Source organism: Inquilinus sp. NPDC058860, assembly GCF_042743185.1.
Lineage (GTDB): Bacteria > Pseudomonadota > Alphaproteobacteria > DSM-16000 > Inquilinaceae > Inquilinus.
The window spans coordinates 86153-100492 of sequence record NZ_JBHYMS010000005.1 but is presented as its reverse complement, the minus strand read 5'-3'; the positions used below and the strand labels follow the sequence as shown (position 1 = coordinate 100492).

The 14340-nt window shown below is 69.2% G+C and carries 18 protein-coding genes; 2 read left to right on the top strand and 16 right to left on the bottom strand.

All coding sequences use genetic code 11. The features are described from left to right. From ACFW16_RS05330 to ACFW16_RS05300, 7 genes are all read right to left on the bottom strand, one after another. A complete protein-coding gene (locus tag ACFW16_RS05330) occupies positions 1-522 on the bottom strand; it encodes a MerR family transcriptional regulator (protein ID WP_380302588.1) in 522 nt (173 codons plus the stop codon). Positions 523-525: 3 nt separating this feature from the next. Beyond that, positions 526-840, bottom strand: a complete 315-nt coding sequence (locus ACFW16_RS05325) for an integration host factor subunit alpha (protein WP_342235057.1) — start codon at positions 838-840, stop codon at positions 526-528. 142 nt (positions 841-982) lie between these two features. Beyond that, a complete protein-coding gene (locus ACFW16_RS05320) occupies positions 983-1960 on the bottom strand; it encodes a beta-ketoacyl-ACP synthase III (RefSeq protein ID WP_380302585.1) in 978 nt (325 codons plus the stop codon). Next, positions 1957-3057, bottom strand: a complete 1101-nt coding sequence (gene plsX, locus ACFW16_RS05315) for a phosphate acyltransferase PlsX (protein WP_380302583.1) — start codon at positions 3055-3057, stop codon at positions 1957-1959. Before plsX ends, ACFW16_RS05320 begins: the two co-directional genes overlap by 4 nt. Before the next feature lie 21 nt (positions 3058-3078). Next, entirely contained in the window at positions 3079-3267 is a 189-nt protein-coding gene (gene rpmF, locus ACFW16_RS05310; protein ID WP_034833247.1) for a 50S ribosomal protein L32, read from the bottom strand. Positions 3268-3363: 96 nt separating this feature from the next. Then, positions 3364-3891 carry a YceD family protein gene (locus ACFW16_RS05305; RefSeq protein WP_380302581.1) on the bottom strand — a complete coding sequence of 176 codons (528 nt, stop codon included), beginning with the start codon at positions 3889-3891 and terminating at the stop codon, positions 3364-3366. Further along, positions 3891-4442, bottom strand: coding sequence for a ubiquinol-cytochrome C chaperone family protein (locus ACFW16_RS05300; protein ID WP_380302579.1), 552 nt, complete (start codon positions 4440-4442; stop codon positions 3891-3893). The genes ACFW16_RS05305 and ACFW16_RS05300 overlap by 1 nt, the downstream gene beginning before the upstream one ends. Before the next feature lie 110 nt (positions 4443-4552). Between ACFW16_RS05300 and ACFW16_RS05295 the strand changes: the two genes are divergently transcribed. After that, a complete protein-coding gene (locus tag ACFW16_RS05295) occupies positions 4553-5077 on the top strand; it encodes an outer membrane protein assembly factor BamE (RefSeq protein WP_380302577.1) in 525 nt (174 codons plus the stop codon). A gap of 67 nt (positions 5078-5144) precedes the next feature. Here ACFW16_RS05295 and ACFW16_RS05290 read toward each other — a convergent pair whose 3' ends face one another. From ACFW16_RS05290 to rpiB, 9 genes are all read right to left on the bottom strand, one after another. Further along, complete coding sequence (locus ACFW16_RS05290; RefSeq protein ID WP_380302576.1) at positions 5145-7253, bottom strand: sodium-translocating pyrophosphatase; 2109 nt, start codon at positions 7251-7253, stop codon at positions 5145-5147. A gap of 195 nt (positions 7254-7448) precedes the next feature. Continuing rightward, on the bottom strand, positions 7449-8423 hold the full coding sequence (gene thiL, locus ACFW16_RS05285) for a thiamine-phosphate kinase (RefSeq protein ID WP_380302574.1): 975 nt from the start codon (positions 8421-8423) through the stop codon (positions 7449-7451). An 8-nt stretch (positions 8424-8431) separates the two neighbouring features. Then, a complete protein-coding gene (gene nusB / locus ACFW16_RS05280; protein WP_380302572.1) occupies positions 8432-8908 on the bottom strand; it encodes a transcription antitermination factor NusB in 477 nt (158 codons plus the stop codon). Positions 8909-8911: 3 nt separating this feature from the next. Continuing rightward, positions 8912-9394 carry a 6,7-dimethyl-8-ribityllumazine synthase gene (locus tag ACFW16_RS05275; RefSeq protein ID WP_380302570.1) on the bottom strand — a complete coding sequence of 161 codons (483 nt, stop codon included), beginning with the start codon at positions 9392-9394 and terminating at the stop codon, positions 8912-8914. A gap of 3 nt (positions 9395-9397) precedes the next feature. Next, positions 9398-10531, bottom strand: a complete 1134-nt coding sequence (gene ribB / locus ACFW16_RS05270; protein WP_380302749.1) for a 3,4-dihydroxy-2-butanone-4-phosphate synthase — start codon at positions 10529-10531, stop codon at positions 9398-9400. Next, positions 10528-11142: a riboflavin synthase gene (locus ACFW16_RS05265; RefSeq protein ID WP_380302568.1), complete on the bottom strand. Its 615-nt coding sequence runs from the start codon at positions 11140-11142 to the stop codon at positions 10528-10530. Before ACFW16_RS05265 ends, ribB begins: the two co-directional genes overlap by 4 nt. A gap of 72 nt (positions 11143-11214) precedes the next feature. Further along, on the bottom strand, positions 11215-11673 hold the full coding sequence (gene nrdR, locus ACFW16_RS05260) for a transcriptional regulator NrdR (protein WP_309796245.1): 459 nt from the start codon (positions 11671-11673) through the stop codon (positions 11215-11217). Positions 11674-11781: 108 nt separating this feature from the next. Next, positions 11782-13065, bottom strand: a complete 1284-nt coding sequence (gene glyA, locus ACFW16_RS05255) for a serine hydroxymethyltransferase (protein WP_380302748.1) — start codon at positions 13063-13065, stop codon at positions 11782-11784. A gap of 43 nt (positions 13066-13108) precedes the next feature. Beyond that, positions 13109-13567: a ribose 5-phosphate isomerase B gene (gene rpiB, locus ACFW16_RS05250; RefSeq protein WP_380302566.1), complete on the bottom strand. Its 459-nt coding sequence runs from the start codon at positions 13565-13567 to the stop codon at positions 13109-13111. Positions 13568-13783: 216 nt separating this feature from the next. On the opposite strand from rpiB, the gene ACFW16_RS05245 reads away from it, so the two are divergent. Further along, positions 13784-14233 carry a MucR family transcriptional regulator gene (locus ACFW16_RS05245; RefSeq protein ID WP_380302564.1) on the top strand — a complete coding sequence of 150 codons (450 nt, stop codon included), beginning with the start codon at positions 13784-13786 and terminating at the stop codon, positions 14231-14233. Positions 14234-14340 lie beyond the last annotated feature (107 nt).

Here is a 14340-nt window from a genome sequence, read left to right as displayed (position 1 = left end):
TCAGGCGTCGCCGCGCAGGGCGGTCTGCAGGCGCTTCAGCTCCGCCAGCAGCACGGTCAGCTCGTCGCGCAGCTCGGCCGAGATGCCCTGGGCGCGGCCTTCGCGTCCGGCGCCGGCCAGGAGCGAGAGCTGCATCTCGTCGCGCGGCTTGCCCGGCTTGGTCCGGGTGACCGGGAGGGGGTGAGCCGGTCCGGAAGGGGCCGCCTCACCCGATGCCGCGGCCGGCGCGTCGGCCTCGGCCGGCTTGCCCTCCTTCAGCAGGCGCTGCACGCCCTTGATGGTGTAGCCCTCCTCATAGAGGAGGCGCTGGATCCGGCGCAGCAGCTGGACATCCTCGGGGCGATAGTACCGGCGACCGCCGCCGCGCTTGAGCGGGCGGACCTGGGAAAACTTGGTCTCCCAGAACCGCAGCACATGCTGCGGCACGGCGAGGTCGTCGGACACTTCGCTGATCGTGCGATAGGCCGTCGCCGACTTGCGCAGCGGCGCGGGCTTCGCTTCCGATCCTCCCATTCCTGCCATGGCTTACTCGTCGTCGTCCAGGGGAGGATTGGTGCCGTTGATGCGCCCCTTCAGCACATGCGAGGCGCGGAACACCAGCACCCGGCGCGGCAGGATCGGCACCTCCTGCCCGGTCTTCGGGTTGCGCCCGATTCGCTGCCCCTTCTGGCGTACCCCGAAGGTGCCGAAGGACGAGATTTTCACCGTCTCGCCGCGCTCGAGCGCTTCGGAGATTTCTTCAAGTACCGTCTCAACAAGATCGGCGGACTCGTTACGAGACAAACCGATTTCCTGATAGAGCGATTCGCTGAGCTGGGCTCGTGTCACCGTTTCCGCCATGCCGCCTCCCCCTGACGGGCAATTGCGAAGGAAGACCGTCCATGGACGGTACCCTCCGCAAAATAATCCGTCAATTCCAAAGCGTTGGGCGAATTTCCTAACGGCCCCCTCAGGCGAGGCCCGCTAACTGCTTATCAGCGGATTACCACCGCACCAGGGCGGCACCCCAGGTCAGTCCGCCACCCATGGCCTCGAGCAGGACGAGGTCGCCGGGCTTGATGCGGCCGTCGGACACGGCCTCCGCCAGCGCGAGCGGGATCGATGCGGCGGAGGTGTTCGCATGCTTCTGCACCGTCAGCACCACCTTCTCCGGCGGCAGGTCGAGCTTGCGGGCGGTGGCGTCGATGATGCGCTTGTTCGCCTGGTGCGGCACCAGCCAGTCGATGTCGGCCGGGGTCAGGCCGTTGGCGGCCAGCGCCTCCTCGACCACCTCGGCCAGGTTGATGACCGCGTGCTTGAACACCTCGCGGCCTTCCATCCGGACATGGCCGACGGTGCCGGTCGAGGACGGCCCGCCATCGACGTAGAGCTTGTCCTCGTGACGGCCGTCGGAATGCAGATGGGTCGACAGGATGCCGGGATCGTCGGTGGTGCCGCCACCCTCGACCGCGCGCAGCACCACGGCGCCGGCGCCGTCGCCGAACAGCACGCAGGTGGAGCGGTCGTTCCAGTCGAGCAGTCGCGAGAAGGTCTCGGCCCCGATCACCAGCGCCGTGCGCGCCTGGCCGAGCCGGATCATGTTGTCGACGATCGAGAGGGCGTAGACGAAGCCCGAACAGACGGCCTGGATGTCGAAGGCGGCGCCGCGGGTCATGCCGAGCGCGGCCTGGACCCGCACCGCGGTCGCCGGGAAGGTCTGGTCCGGCGTCGTCGTGGCCAGCACGATCAGGTCGAGGTCGCTGCCCTCGACCTTGGCCATGGCCAGCGCCTTGCGGGCCGCAGCCAGCGCCAGGTCCGAGGTCTTCTCGTCCGGCCCCGCGATGTGGCGGACATTGATGCCGGTGCGCTGGACGATCCACTCGTCGGAGGTGTCCACCGTCCGGGCCAGGTCGGCGTTGGTGACGACGCGGTCAGGCAGGGCAGAACCGCATCCGATGATGCGCGCGCGGCGGACTGTCATTGCGGTTGTTCGATCCCGATCGGAGCAGTCGGTGAAGCCGTCGAAGCAGCGTCGTCGCCGTTCCGATTGCCTTCGAAACGGCTGAACTCCTGCTTAACCTTATCATTGAAACCGTGAATGACCAGATCGACCCCGACATCGATGGCATGGGCGAAGCCCTCGCCGTCGGTGCCGCCGTGGCTCTTCACGCAGATGCCGTTGAGGCCGAGAAACAGCGCGCCGTTGTACTGGCGCGGGTCGGTCCGGTGCCGCAGCCGGCGGAAGGCGCCGCGCGCCAGCAGGTAGCCGAGCGAGGCGAGCCAGGAGGATCGGAAGGCGTGACGCAGCCAAGTGGCGTAGAGCTTGGCGGTGCCCTCGGCGGTCTTGAGCGCGATGTTGCCGGAGAAGCCGTCGGTGACGACCACGTCGACCTTCCCGGCCGGGATATCATCGCCCTCGACGAAGCCCTCGAACCGGCCGGGGAATTCCAACTCGCGCAGCCGCGCGGCGGCATCCCGCACCGCATCCGGCCCCTTCAGCGCCTCGGATCCGACATTGAGCAGGCCGACCGTGGGGTCGACCAAGCCCAGCACCGCCTTGGCGAAGACCGAGCCCATGATGGCGAACTGGACCAGGTTCTCGGCGTCGCATTCGATGTTGGCGCCGAGGTCGAGCATGACGCTCTCGCCGCGCAGCGTCGGGAAAAACGACGCGATCGCCGGCCGGTCGATGCCCGGCAGCGTCTTGAACACGATCTTCGCGGTCGCCATCAGCGCGCCGGTGTTGCCGGCGGAGACGACGCACTGCGCCTCGCCCGCGGCCACCGCATCGATGGCCAGACGCATGCTGGAGTTGCGCCCGCTGCGCAGCGCGGTGGACGGCTTGTCCTCGTTGGTGATGACGTCGGCGGTGTGCCGAATCGTCGACACCGCGGCCAGCGCCGGCCGTTTCGCCAGAAGCGGCGCGATCAGCGCCTCGTCACCGACGATCAGGAAGTGCACATCCGGATGATGCGTGCGGGCAATCTCCGCCCCTTCGAGCACCATCGCTGGCGCCCGATCGCCCCCCATGGCGTCGAGCGCGATCGTCACTGGGCCAGAGGCCGCCGGGTCGGACATTCCCTATGCGGGCGCAGTCGATCAGGCGGTCGCCGTCGTCTCGCTGACCACCTCACGGCCGTGATAGTGGCCGCAGGAGTCGCAGACATGGTGCGGACGGGCCAGCTCGCCGCAATTCGCGCACTCGACATAGGTCGAGCCGGCCAGAGCGTGGTGCGAACGCCGCATGTCGCGCCGCGACTTCGACGTCTTCTTCTTCGGAACAGCCATTTGCTTGAACTCTCGATACGAAAAGGCGGCACCAGGGGGGCCGCCTCGGACGGGCGTTACTTAATGGAAAAGGCCCGACGGGGCAAGGAAAAGCGATCAGTCCTCTGCCTTGTCATCACCGCCGCCCTTGAGCACGGCGAAGGGCCGGCGCGTCTCCGGCTCGCCCTCCGGCGGCTCGGCCGCGGGCTCCGGCGCGTCGGGCGACCGCGGATAGGGGTCGAGGGTCAGCGACAGGTGCTGCGCCGCGAGCTCGCCCAGATCGATGCGGCCGTCGACCAGCGGCTCGACCTCCGCCGTCAGCGGATCGACCTCGACCTCCGCCTCGTCCCGCCCCGCCGCGTCGGCGAAGACGGCCTCGATCTCATCCTCGACCGCGGCCGGCACGGGATCCAGCGTCACCACGCAGCGCTGCACCACCGCGGCGGCCAGCGCGCCGGCCACCACAACCGTGTCGCCGCGCCCCGGCGTCAGGGTGAATCGCGCCCGGAACTCGTCCAGCGCCAGCAGATCGAAGCGTCGAGCCAGCGCCGCGCGCTCGGCCTCGTCGGCCTCGATGGCGATGGTCCGGCCGCCGCGCGGCAGGGTGTTGACGCCGACCACGCGGCTGAATTCGGGGATCGTCATCAGGCTGCCTCCACCATCCCGGGCGCCGCGCCGAACCGCACCTCGCCGGCCAGCAGCGCCGCCGCCGGCTGCGCCGCCAGGCCGGCGACCTCGCGGCGCAGATAGGCGGCGACCGCCCTCACCTGCCCCGGCGCCGGTTCGACCGTGCCGTAGAGGTTACGACGCAGTGCGGCTTCCAGTTCCTCCGGATCGGCGGCGGCCAGGCCGCGGTCATAGGCGACGATGCGGCCGTAGAAGCCGCGCCCCATCGCCTTCACCTTCTTGCCGATGCTGAAATCGGTGACGCCGATCTCGCGCAGGCTCAGATCCATGTCGCCGAACATGTGGTCGAACAGGGCCTGGGAGAACTCCGGGGCCGGCGCGGCTTCGCCTTTCAGCCGGTGGAACACCAGGAAGGCGTGCAGGGCCAGCGCCTCGAACCGACCGTCCAGCGTATCCGGCACGCCGCAGGCGGTGTAGAAGGCCGGGCTGCGCGCCTGCTCGACCAGCTTGACGTAGAGCTCGGCGGCGACGCGTTCGCGGCGGTGGCGGGTGAACAGCTTGGACAGCACGGGACCGATCGGTTTTGCGCAAAGGATGCGCGATATTGGTCGAGCTTGACGTGGTGTGCTAGAGGGTAGCCTTCAATTGGGAGCCCCCAGGGGCGCGGAGACATGAGGCGATGACGGAAAGAGCAAGGGTCGTCCGGACCATGGCGGCCGGCCTGCTCGCGGTGGCGGCGCTGACGGCCTGCACGCCGCGGGTGGCGACACGCGGCAACCTCGTCGAGGATTACCGGCTCGAACAGGTCCACACCGGAACCAGCACCAAGTCGGATGTCGCGACGATCCTGGGGACCCCGACCACGGTGTCCACCTTCGACGACAACACCTGGTACTACATCGGGCAGCGGGTCGAGACGGTGGCCTTCTTCGCGCCCGAGGTGACGAAGCGCCGGGTCCTGCGCATGCAGTTCGATCCGACCAGCAGCACGCTGACCGACATGAAGGAACTGAACCTGGAGGACGGCGAGCAGGTGGCGCTGGTGTCGCGCGAGACCCCGACGCTGGGCCGCCGCATCGGCATCCTGGAGCAGTTCCTGGGCAATATCGGCCGCTTCAACAACGAGGGCACCACCCCCTCCGCGCCGAATCGCTCGGTCGGCGCCGGCGGCGTCGCCAGCTCGGTCGCCGGCGGCAACTACTAGCCGCGACCGCAGGGCATGGGAAACCCCGGCGCCGTCGGCGCCGGGGTTCTTGTCGTGAGCTCGGCGATCAGTGGGCGAGGATCGCCAGCAGCAGCAGCGCCACGATGTTGGTGATCTTGATCATCGGGTTGACCGCCGGGCCGGCGGTGTCCTTGTAAGGGTCGCCGACGGTGTCGCCGGTGACGGCCGCCTTGTGCGCGTCGGACCCCTTGCCGCCGTGGTTGCCCTCCTCGATGTACTTCTTGGCGTTGTCCCACGCGCCGCCGCCCGAGGTCATCGAGATGGCGACGAACAGGCCGGTGACGATGACGCCGAGCAGCATCGCCCCGAGCGATGAGAAGGCGGCGGATCGGCCGGCGATCGCCTCGATCACGAAGTACAGAACGATCGGCGCCAGCACCGGCAGCAGCGACGGCACGATCATCTCGCGGATCGCCGCCTTGGTCAGCATGTCGACCGCGCGCTTGTAGTCCGGCCGGCTGGTCCCCGCCATGATGCCGGCATCCTCGCGGAACTGGCGGCGCACCTCCTCCACCACCGATCCGGCGGCGCGGCCGACCGCGGTCATGCCGAGCGCGCCGAACAGGTAGGGCAGCAGGCCGCCGAGCAGCAGGCCGACCACGACATAGGGGTTGGCCAGGGAGAAATCGAGCGTCAGGCCCTGGAAATAGGGATGCTCGCCCGGATTGCCGATGAAGAAGTTCAGGTCCGAGGTGTAGGCCGAGAACAGCACCAGCGCGCCGAGGCCGGCCGAGCCGATGGCGTAGCCCTTGGTCACCGCCTTGGTGGTGTTGCCGACCGCGTCCAGCGCGTCGGTGGTGACCCGGACCTCCGCCGGCAGGTCGGCCATCTCGGCGATGCCGCCGGCATTGTCGGTGACCGGGCCATAGGCGTCGAGCGCCACGACCATGCCGGCCAGGGCCAGCATGCTGGTGACCGCGATAGCGATGCCGAACAGGCCGGCCAGCAGATAGGTGACGATGATGGCGACGCAGATGATCAGCGCCGGGACCGCGGTCGATTCCATCGAGATGGCGAGGCCCTGGATCACATTGGTGCCGTGGCCGGTGGTCGAGGCCTGGGCGACCGACTGCACCGGCCGGAAGTTCGTGCCGGTGTAGTATTCCGTGGTCCAGATCAGCAGGCCGGTGACGACCAGGCCGCTGACCCCACACAGGAACAGGGAGAAGCCGCTGAAGCTGCCGCCGCCAACGGCGTAGCTGCCGCCGAAGCCGACCACGACCCAGGTGACCAGCAGGATGCCGACCAGCGACAGCCCCGCCGAGACCACGAAGCCGCGGTACAGCGCGCCCATGATGTTGTTGTTGGCGCCGAGCTTGACGAAGAAGGTGCCGGCGATCGAGGCCAGGATGCAGACCGCGCCGATCGCGAGCGGATAGACCATCATCGACGCCATCGCCGCAGCCCCGGCGAAGAAGATCGACGCCAGCACCATGGTGGCGACGGTGGTGACGGCGTAGGTCTCGAACAGGTCGGCGGCCATGCCGGCGCAGTCGCCGACATTGTCGCCGACATTGTCGGCGATCACGGCCGGGTTGCGCGGATCGTCCTCGGGGATGCCGGCCTCGACCTTGCCGACCAGGTCGGCGCCGACATCGGCGCCCTTGGTGAAGATGCCGCCGCCGAGGCGGGCGAAGATCGAGATCAGCGAGGCGCCGAAGCCGAGCGCCACCAGCGGGTCGATCAGGCCGCGGCCGGTGGCGCCGGAGGCGAGCAGGATGGTGTAGTAGCCGGCGACGGCGATCAGCGCCAGGCCGGCCACCAGCATGCCGGTGACGGCGCCGGAGCGGAAGGCGATGGCGAGGCCGGCGGCCAGGCCCTGGCGGGACGCCTCGGCGGTGCGGACATTGGCCCGGACCGAGATGTTCATGCCGATGTAGCCGGCGGCGCCGGAGAGCACGGCGCCGATGATGAAGCCGATGCCGACGGAGATGCCGAGAAGCAGCGAGACGATGATGGCGATGACCACGCCGACCACGCCGATGGTGAGATACTGCCGGTTCAGATAGGCGCCGGCGCCTTCCTGAATCGCGGCGGCGATTGCCTGCATTCGGGCATCGCCCGGACTGGCCGACAACACGCTCCGTGAAGCCCACACGCCATAGGCTAACGCGCCGAGGCCGCAGGCCAGCACGAAGACAAGGACCGCTGACATCATTCTTGAGTCCCTCGCCCCTGTTGATGACGTACCGGCCCGGTTCAGGCCGGCTCCGCTTCTTTTGCGCGGAAACGATGCCAGAGCAGGAAGGTCAGGGCAATCAGCGTGAAATTTCTTTGCTTTATGGCAGCGAGAGGGGCTTTCGAGGCAGCGATTCGGGCCGTTTCGTGGCAGCCGGAGCCGGTGTCGCGGTCAGAAATGCCGCCAGCCGGTCAGCGACTCGACGGGACGGCCCTGCGGGTCGAACAGCCGCGCCCCCTGCCCCGCCGAAATCCGGCCGATCCGGGTGATCGCGGTCCCCGTGGCCGCGGCGGCCGTCTCGATCGCGGCCCGGGCCGATGCCGGGGCGCTGAACAGCAGCTCGTAATCCTCGCCGCCGCCCCAGGCGATGTCCTGCAGGGCCGGGTCGAGGGCGATGGCGGCGCGGGCGGCGTCGGACAGCGGCAGCCGCGCCAGCTCGACCTCCGCCGCCACGCCGGAGGCGGCGCAGAGATGCGGCAGGTCGCCGGGCAGCCCGTCCGACACATCCATCGCCGCATGGGCCAGGCCGATGAGTGCCTGGCCGAGCGCCATCCGCGGCTCCGGCACGCGGTGGCGCTGCGCCAGCGCCGCGACGGCGTCCGACGCCAGCCCCGGCAACCGCCCGAGGATCGCACGCAGGCCCAGCGCGGCATCGCCGAGCGTGCCGCTGACATAGAGGTCGTCGCCGGGCCGGGCGCCGGAGCGGCGCAGCATCGCGCCCTGCGGCACCGTGCCGAAGGCGGTGACCGACAGCACCGCGGTCCCCGGCGTCCGCACCGAATCACCGCCGAGCAGCCCGATACCGTAGAGGGCCTGGTCGGCCGCAAGCCCCTCGACGAAGCGCTCGATCCAGCTCTCGTCCGGCTGCGCCGGCAGCGCCAGGGTCAAGGTGTAGGCGAGAGGCGCCGCGCCCTTGGCCGCCAGGTCCGACAGGTTGGAGCGCAGGAGCTTCTGCGCCACCCGCGCCGGATCCTCGTCCGGCAGGTAGTGGACGGTCTCGACCAAGGCGTCGGTGGTGACCACCAGGTCGCGGCCCTCGCCGGGGTCGAGCAGCGCCGCATCGTCGGCCAGGCCGAGCGCGCCGGGCGTCGCCCGGGCCAGCGGCCGGAAGTAGCGATCGATGCGCTCGAACTCGCCGAGCCCCATGGCGGTTCCTAGCCGGCGCGCGGTTCGTCGGGCCGCCGCTCGCGGGCGATGCGGTCGAGCACCGCGTTCACCATCGCCGGCTCCTTGCCGCCGAAGAAGGCGCGGGTGACGTTGACGTATTCCGAGATCACGATCGGCGCCGGCACGTGCAGATTGGCCAGCAATTCCCAGGCGCCGGCCCGCATCACGCAGCGCAGCAGCAGGTCGAGCCGGGCCAGCGAGAACTGGCTGTCGAGCGCGCCGGACACCAGGGCGTCGACCTCGTCGCTGCGCACCCGGGTGCCGCGCACGATGTCGCCGAACAGCGGGGCGTCGGGCTCCACCATCGCCTCGCCCTCGACCGGCTCGCCGAAGCGGTGATGGACGAACTCGGCGATCACCTTGTCGAGCGGCGTGCCCGACTGCTCGAGCTGGTACAGCGCCTGGACGGCGGCGAGACGGGCGGCGCTGCGGCGGGCCTTGGCGGAGGGTTTCGGAATCGCCATCGGTCAGGCCGTCAGCTGCTTGAAGTGCCGCTTCAGCTGGATCATCGCCAGCGCGGCCCGGGCGGCGGCGCCGCCCTTGTCCATCTCGGCGACCCTGGCACGGGCCCAGGCCTGGGCCTCGTTCTCGACGGTCAGGATGCCGTTGCCGATGGCGAGGCCGTGCCGCAGGGCGAGATCCTGCAGGCCGCGGGCGCTCTCGTTGCACACCGTGTCGTAATGCGAGGTCTCGCCGCGGATGACGCAGCCGAGCGCGACATAGCCGTCGAAGCGGCGGGCCGAGGTCGAGGCGATCTGCACCGCGGCGGGGATCTCCAGCGCCCCCGGCACGGCGATGCGCTCATAGGTGGCGCCGATCTGCTCCAGCACCGCGACGGCGCCGCGCGCCAGCTCGTCGGTGATGTCCTCGTAGAAGCGGGCCTCGACGATCAGGATGTGGGGCGCCGGGCCGGTGAAGGACACGGGCCGCGTCTCGGTCTTGGCGACCATGTGTCAATCCTCCTGGACGCCGGCGATGGCGCGCTGCTCGACCACGGTCAGGCCGTAGCCGTCGATGCCGACGATGGTGCGGGGATGGTTGGACAGCACGATCAGCTTGCGCACGCCGAGGTCGAGCAGGATCTGGGCGCCGACGCCGTAGTCGCGCAGCTCGTGCCCGCTCTCCTTCGCCGGCATGCCTTCGAGCCGCCGCTGCAGCCGTTCGCTCAGGCTGTCGGGCTGAGGTTCGCGGATCAGCACCACGACGCCCCTGCCCTCGCGGCCGATCGCCTCCATGGCGCCGTGCAGGATGCCGGCATTGCCGCCATGGACGTCGCCGAGCACGTCGTCCAGCACGTTCAGCGCGTGCATGCGCACCGGCACCGGGTCGTCGCCGGAGATGTCGCCCTTCACCAGCACGACATGCTCGGCATAGCGCGCCTTGTTGACATAGACCAGCATCCGCCAGTCGCCGCCCCAGCGGCTCTCGATCGTGGTCTCGAGCTTGCGCTCGACCAGCGATTCCTGGCAGCGGCGATAGGCGATCAGGTCGGCGATGGTGCCGATCTTGAGGTTGTGGAACTGCGCGAACTTCACCAGGTCCGGCAGCCGGGCCATGGTGCCGTCGTCGTTCATGATCTCGCAGATCACCCCGGCCGGGTACAGCCCGGCCAGGCGCGAGATGTCGACCGCCGCCTCGGTGTGGCCGGTGCGCTCCAGCACGCCGCCGTCACGCGCGACCAGCGGAAAGACATGGCCGGGCGTGGCCACATCGGCCGGCCCGCAGGCCGGGTCGATCGCGACCGCGATGGTGCGGGCCCGGTCGGCGGCCGAGATGCCGGTGGTCACGCCCTCGCGCGCCTCGATCGAGACGGTGAAGGCGGTCTGGTGGCGCGAGGCGTTGCTGCGGGTCATGAGCTGCAGGCCGAGCTCTTCGATCCGCTTCTGCTCCATCGCCAGGCAGATCAGGCCACGGCCGTAGCGGGCCATGAAGTTGACCGCCTCGGCGTCCGCCATCTGCGCCGGGATCACCAGGTCGCCCTCGTTCTCCCGGTCCTCGTCGTCGACCAGGATGAACATGCGGCCCTGGCGCGCCTCCTCGATGATCTCGTCGATCGGCGAGAGCAGCGCCTGGTCCTCGGGGCTCAGCCGGCGGTCTTGCGATCCCGCAGCAGGCGCGCCGTGTACCGCGCCAGCATGTCGATCTCCAAGTTCACGCGGTGATCCGTGCTTAAGCTTCGAAAGGTCGTGCATGACTGCGTGTGCGGAATGATGTTGACGCCGAAGCGGCAGGCACCGGACGGGGTATCGGCGACCTCGTTGACGGTCAGCGAGACGCCCTCGATCGCCACCGAGCCCTTGGAGGCGATATAGTCCGCCAGCTCGGCCGGGGCCTCGATGGTGAAGCGGACGCTGTCGCCCTCCGGCCGGCGGTCGACGATGGTGCCGACGCCGTCGACATGGCCGTAGACCAGATGGCCGCCGATCTCGTCGCCGAGCTTGAGCGAGCGTTCGAGATTGACTTCCGTGCCGACCGCCCAGTCGCCCAGTGTGCTGCGCGACAGGGTCTCGGCCGAGGCCTCGACCGCGAAGCGGCCGGGGCTCTTCTCGATCACGGTCAGGCAGACGCCGTTGTGCGCGACCGAGGCGCCGATCTCGATCGTCGCCGTGTCGAAGGCCGTCTCGATGATGTAGCGGGTGTCGCCTCGCCGCTCGATCGCCGCGACGCGCCCCACATCGGTGATGATGCCGCTGAACATGGCGGGCACCCTATGACGGTCGCGCTGTGGTTTCCAGCGAAACCACACGGAACCAGGCGCAGCGGACGCCGGTCAGGGTCGCTCGCCGCGCAACTGGTCGACGAAATCGCTGAAGGCGCCGGGTTCCTGGAAGTCGCGATAGACCGAGGCGTAGCGAATATAGGCGACTTTGTCGACGCCGCTCAGCGCCTTCATCACCATCTCGCCGATCGACTTGGACGGGATCTCGCTCTCGCCCGAGCTTTCGAGCTGGCGGACCAGCGAGTTGACGATCCGCTCCAGCCGCTCGATGTCGATGTCGCGTTTGCGCAGGGCGATGCGCATAGAGCGCAGCAGCTTCTCGCGGTCGAAGGGCTCGCGCTGGCCGCCCGACTTGATCACCGTCAGCTCGCGCAGCTGGATCCGCTCGAAGGTGGTGAAGCGGGCGCCGCAGGCCGGGCAGAAGCGCCGCCGCCGGATCGCCGAATTGTCCTCCGTAGGCCGCGAATCCTTCACCTGGGTGTCGTCGTGGCCGCAGAATGGACAGCGCATCGGTGCCCCCGGAAATGGTTTCGCCCACAGCGAATGGATACCATCCGTTGTGGGCGAACCACAATCTATCGAGTGTCGGGCCGGATGGATTCCCAGTCCTGGGCCGTCTCAGAGGTCCGGGTAGATCGGGAAGCGGGCGCAGAGCGCCTCGACCCGGGCCCGCACCGCCTGCTCGATCTTCGAGTTGTCCTCGGGGTTGGCGGCCAGGCCGTCCAGCACCTCGACCGCCATCTCGCCGATCTGGCGGAACTCGGCCAGGCCGAAGCCGCGCGAGGTCGCGGCCGGGCTGCCCAGGCGGACGCCGGAGGTGATGGTCGGCTTCTCCGGGTCGAACGGCACGCCGTTCTTGTTGCAGGTCATGCCGGCATGCTCGAGGCTGGCCTCGGCCGCCTTGCCGGTCAGCTTCTTCGGCCGCAGATCGACCAGCATCAGATGCGTGTCGGTGCCGCCGGAGACGATGTCGAGCCCGCCGGCGCGCACCGTCTCGGCCAGCAGCTTGGCGTTGTCGACCACCGCCTTGGCATAGAGCTTGAACTCCGGCCGCAGCGCCTCGCCGAAGGCCACCGCCTTGGCGGCGATGACATGCATCAGCGGGCCGCCCTGCAGGCCCGGGAAGACCGAGGAGTTGATCTTCTTGCCGATCTCCGGGTCGTTCGACAGCACCATGCCGCCGCGCGGGCCGCGCAGGGTCTTGTGGGTGGTGGTGGTGACGATGTGGGCGTGCGGCAGCGGGCTGGGGTGCACGCCGCCGGCGACCAGGCCGGCAAAATGCGCCATGTCGACCATCAGATACGCACCGACCGAATCCGCGATCTGGCGGAAGCGGGCGAAGTCGATGATCCGCGGATAGGCCGAGCCGCCGGCGATGATCAGCTTCGGCTTGTGCTCGTCGGCCAGGCGCTGCAGCTCGTCATAGTCGATCCGGGCGTCGTCGCGGCGGACGCCGTACTGCACCGCGTTGAACCACTTGCCCGACTGGTTCGGCGCCGCGCCGTGGGTCAGATGGCCGCCGGCGGCCAGCGACATGCCGAGCACGGTGTCGCCCGGCTGCAGCAGGGCGAAGAACACCGCCTGGTTGGCCTGGGCGCCGGAATGCGGCTGGACGTTGGCGTAGGCGCAGTCGAACAGCTTGCAGGCGCGCTCGATCGCCAGTGACTCCGCCACATCGACGAATTCGCAGCCGCCGTAGTAGCGGCGGTTCGGATAGCCCTCGGCGTATTTGTTGGTCAGGACCGAGCCCTGGGCCTCGAGCACGGCGCGGGAGACGATGTTCTCGCTGGCGATCAGCTCGATCTGCGTCTGCTGGCGCTTCAGCTCGTCCCGGATGCCGCGCAGCACGGCCGGGTCGGTGTCTTCCAGGCGGGCAGTGAACAGGGAGCTGGCGGCGGTCATCTGGGCGGCGGAGTCGGGGGAGCTCATGGGCAGATCATCCTGGTCAGGCTGCAGGCACGTCGAGCTTGGCGATGCGGTCGCCGTGCCGACCGCCTTCGTAGTCGGTGGACAGGAACACGGCAAGGCAATCCCGGGCGGTCTCGAAGCCGATGATTCGGGCGCCGAGCGCCAGCACGTTCGCGTCGTTGTGCTGGCGGCACAGCCGGGCGGTGGTGACGTCGTGGCAAAGCGCCGCACGGACGCCGCGATGGCGGTTGGCCGCGATCGAGATGCCGATGCCGCTGCCGCTGCCGCAGACCACGACGCCGCGCGTCGCCCGGCCGTCCCGGATCGCGCGCGCCACGGCGTGGCCGTAATCCGGATAGTCGACCCGGTCCGGACCGCTGGTGCCGAGGTCCAGCACCGCCAGCCCCTGCTCCTCGATCACGGTCCGGAGCCGGTCCTTCAGGGCGTAGCCGGCATGGTCGGCGGCAATGGCGACAGTCTTGGTGGCGTCGGTCATGATGGTCCGGTCGGATGGGGGTTCGGGCGACCTTCGCACATTTTGCATTGGAGGGTGAGCCGGAACGTGGCTCAATTCCTTGGCGCGAGCCGGCCCGGTCCGGCCGCAGCTTGCGGTTGCAGAATAGTCAGTAGTTTTCCCATTATCGTTGACATGCGCGATATCAAATGCGACCTCGTTGTCGCTGTTGACGACACAAAGAAAAGGAATTGAACAATGGAGGATGAAGCAAGCACCGGCGGACGTAGCAATGACGATCTGGTGCAGATGACCACCGAGATCGTGACGTCCTATATTTCCCGCAACACCGTCGCGACCGATCAGCTCGGGACGGTGATCCAGGCCATTCATGACGCGCTGCGGGGCATCGGCTCCGCGCCGGCGGCCGAGCCGGCCCCGGCGCCGGCCAAGCCGGCGGTGCCGATCCGGCGCTCGGTCCAGCCGGACTACATCGTCTGCCTGGAGGACGGCAAGAAGCTGAAGATGCTGAAACGGCACCTGCGGACGACCTACGGCATGTCGCCCGAAGCGTACCGGGCGAAGTGGGGCCTGCCGGCCGACTATCCGATGGTCGCGCCGAACTATGCGGAACAGCGCTCCGCCTTCGCCAAGAAGATCGGCCTGGGCAAGGCCCGCACCGGCACGGCCAAGGCCCGGCGCGGCTGATCTCTTCATCACGGGGGGGCGGGCCCCCCCCCCCCAAGCGGGGGGGGGTGCCGGCCCCGGGGGGGTTTTGGGCCCCAGTTTTGATAGTTAGGGGGTTGGCCCCGAAA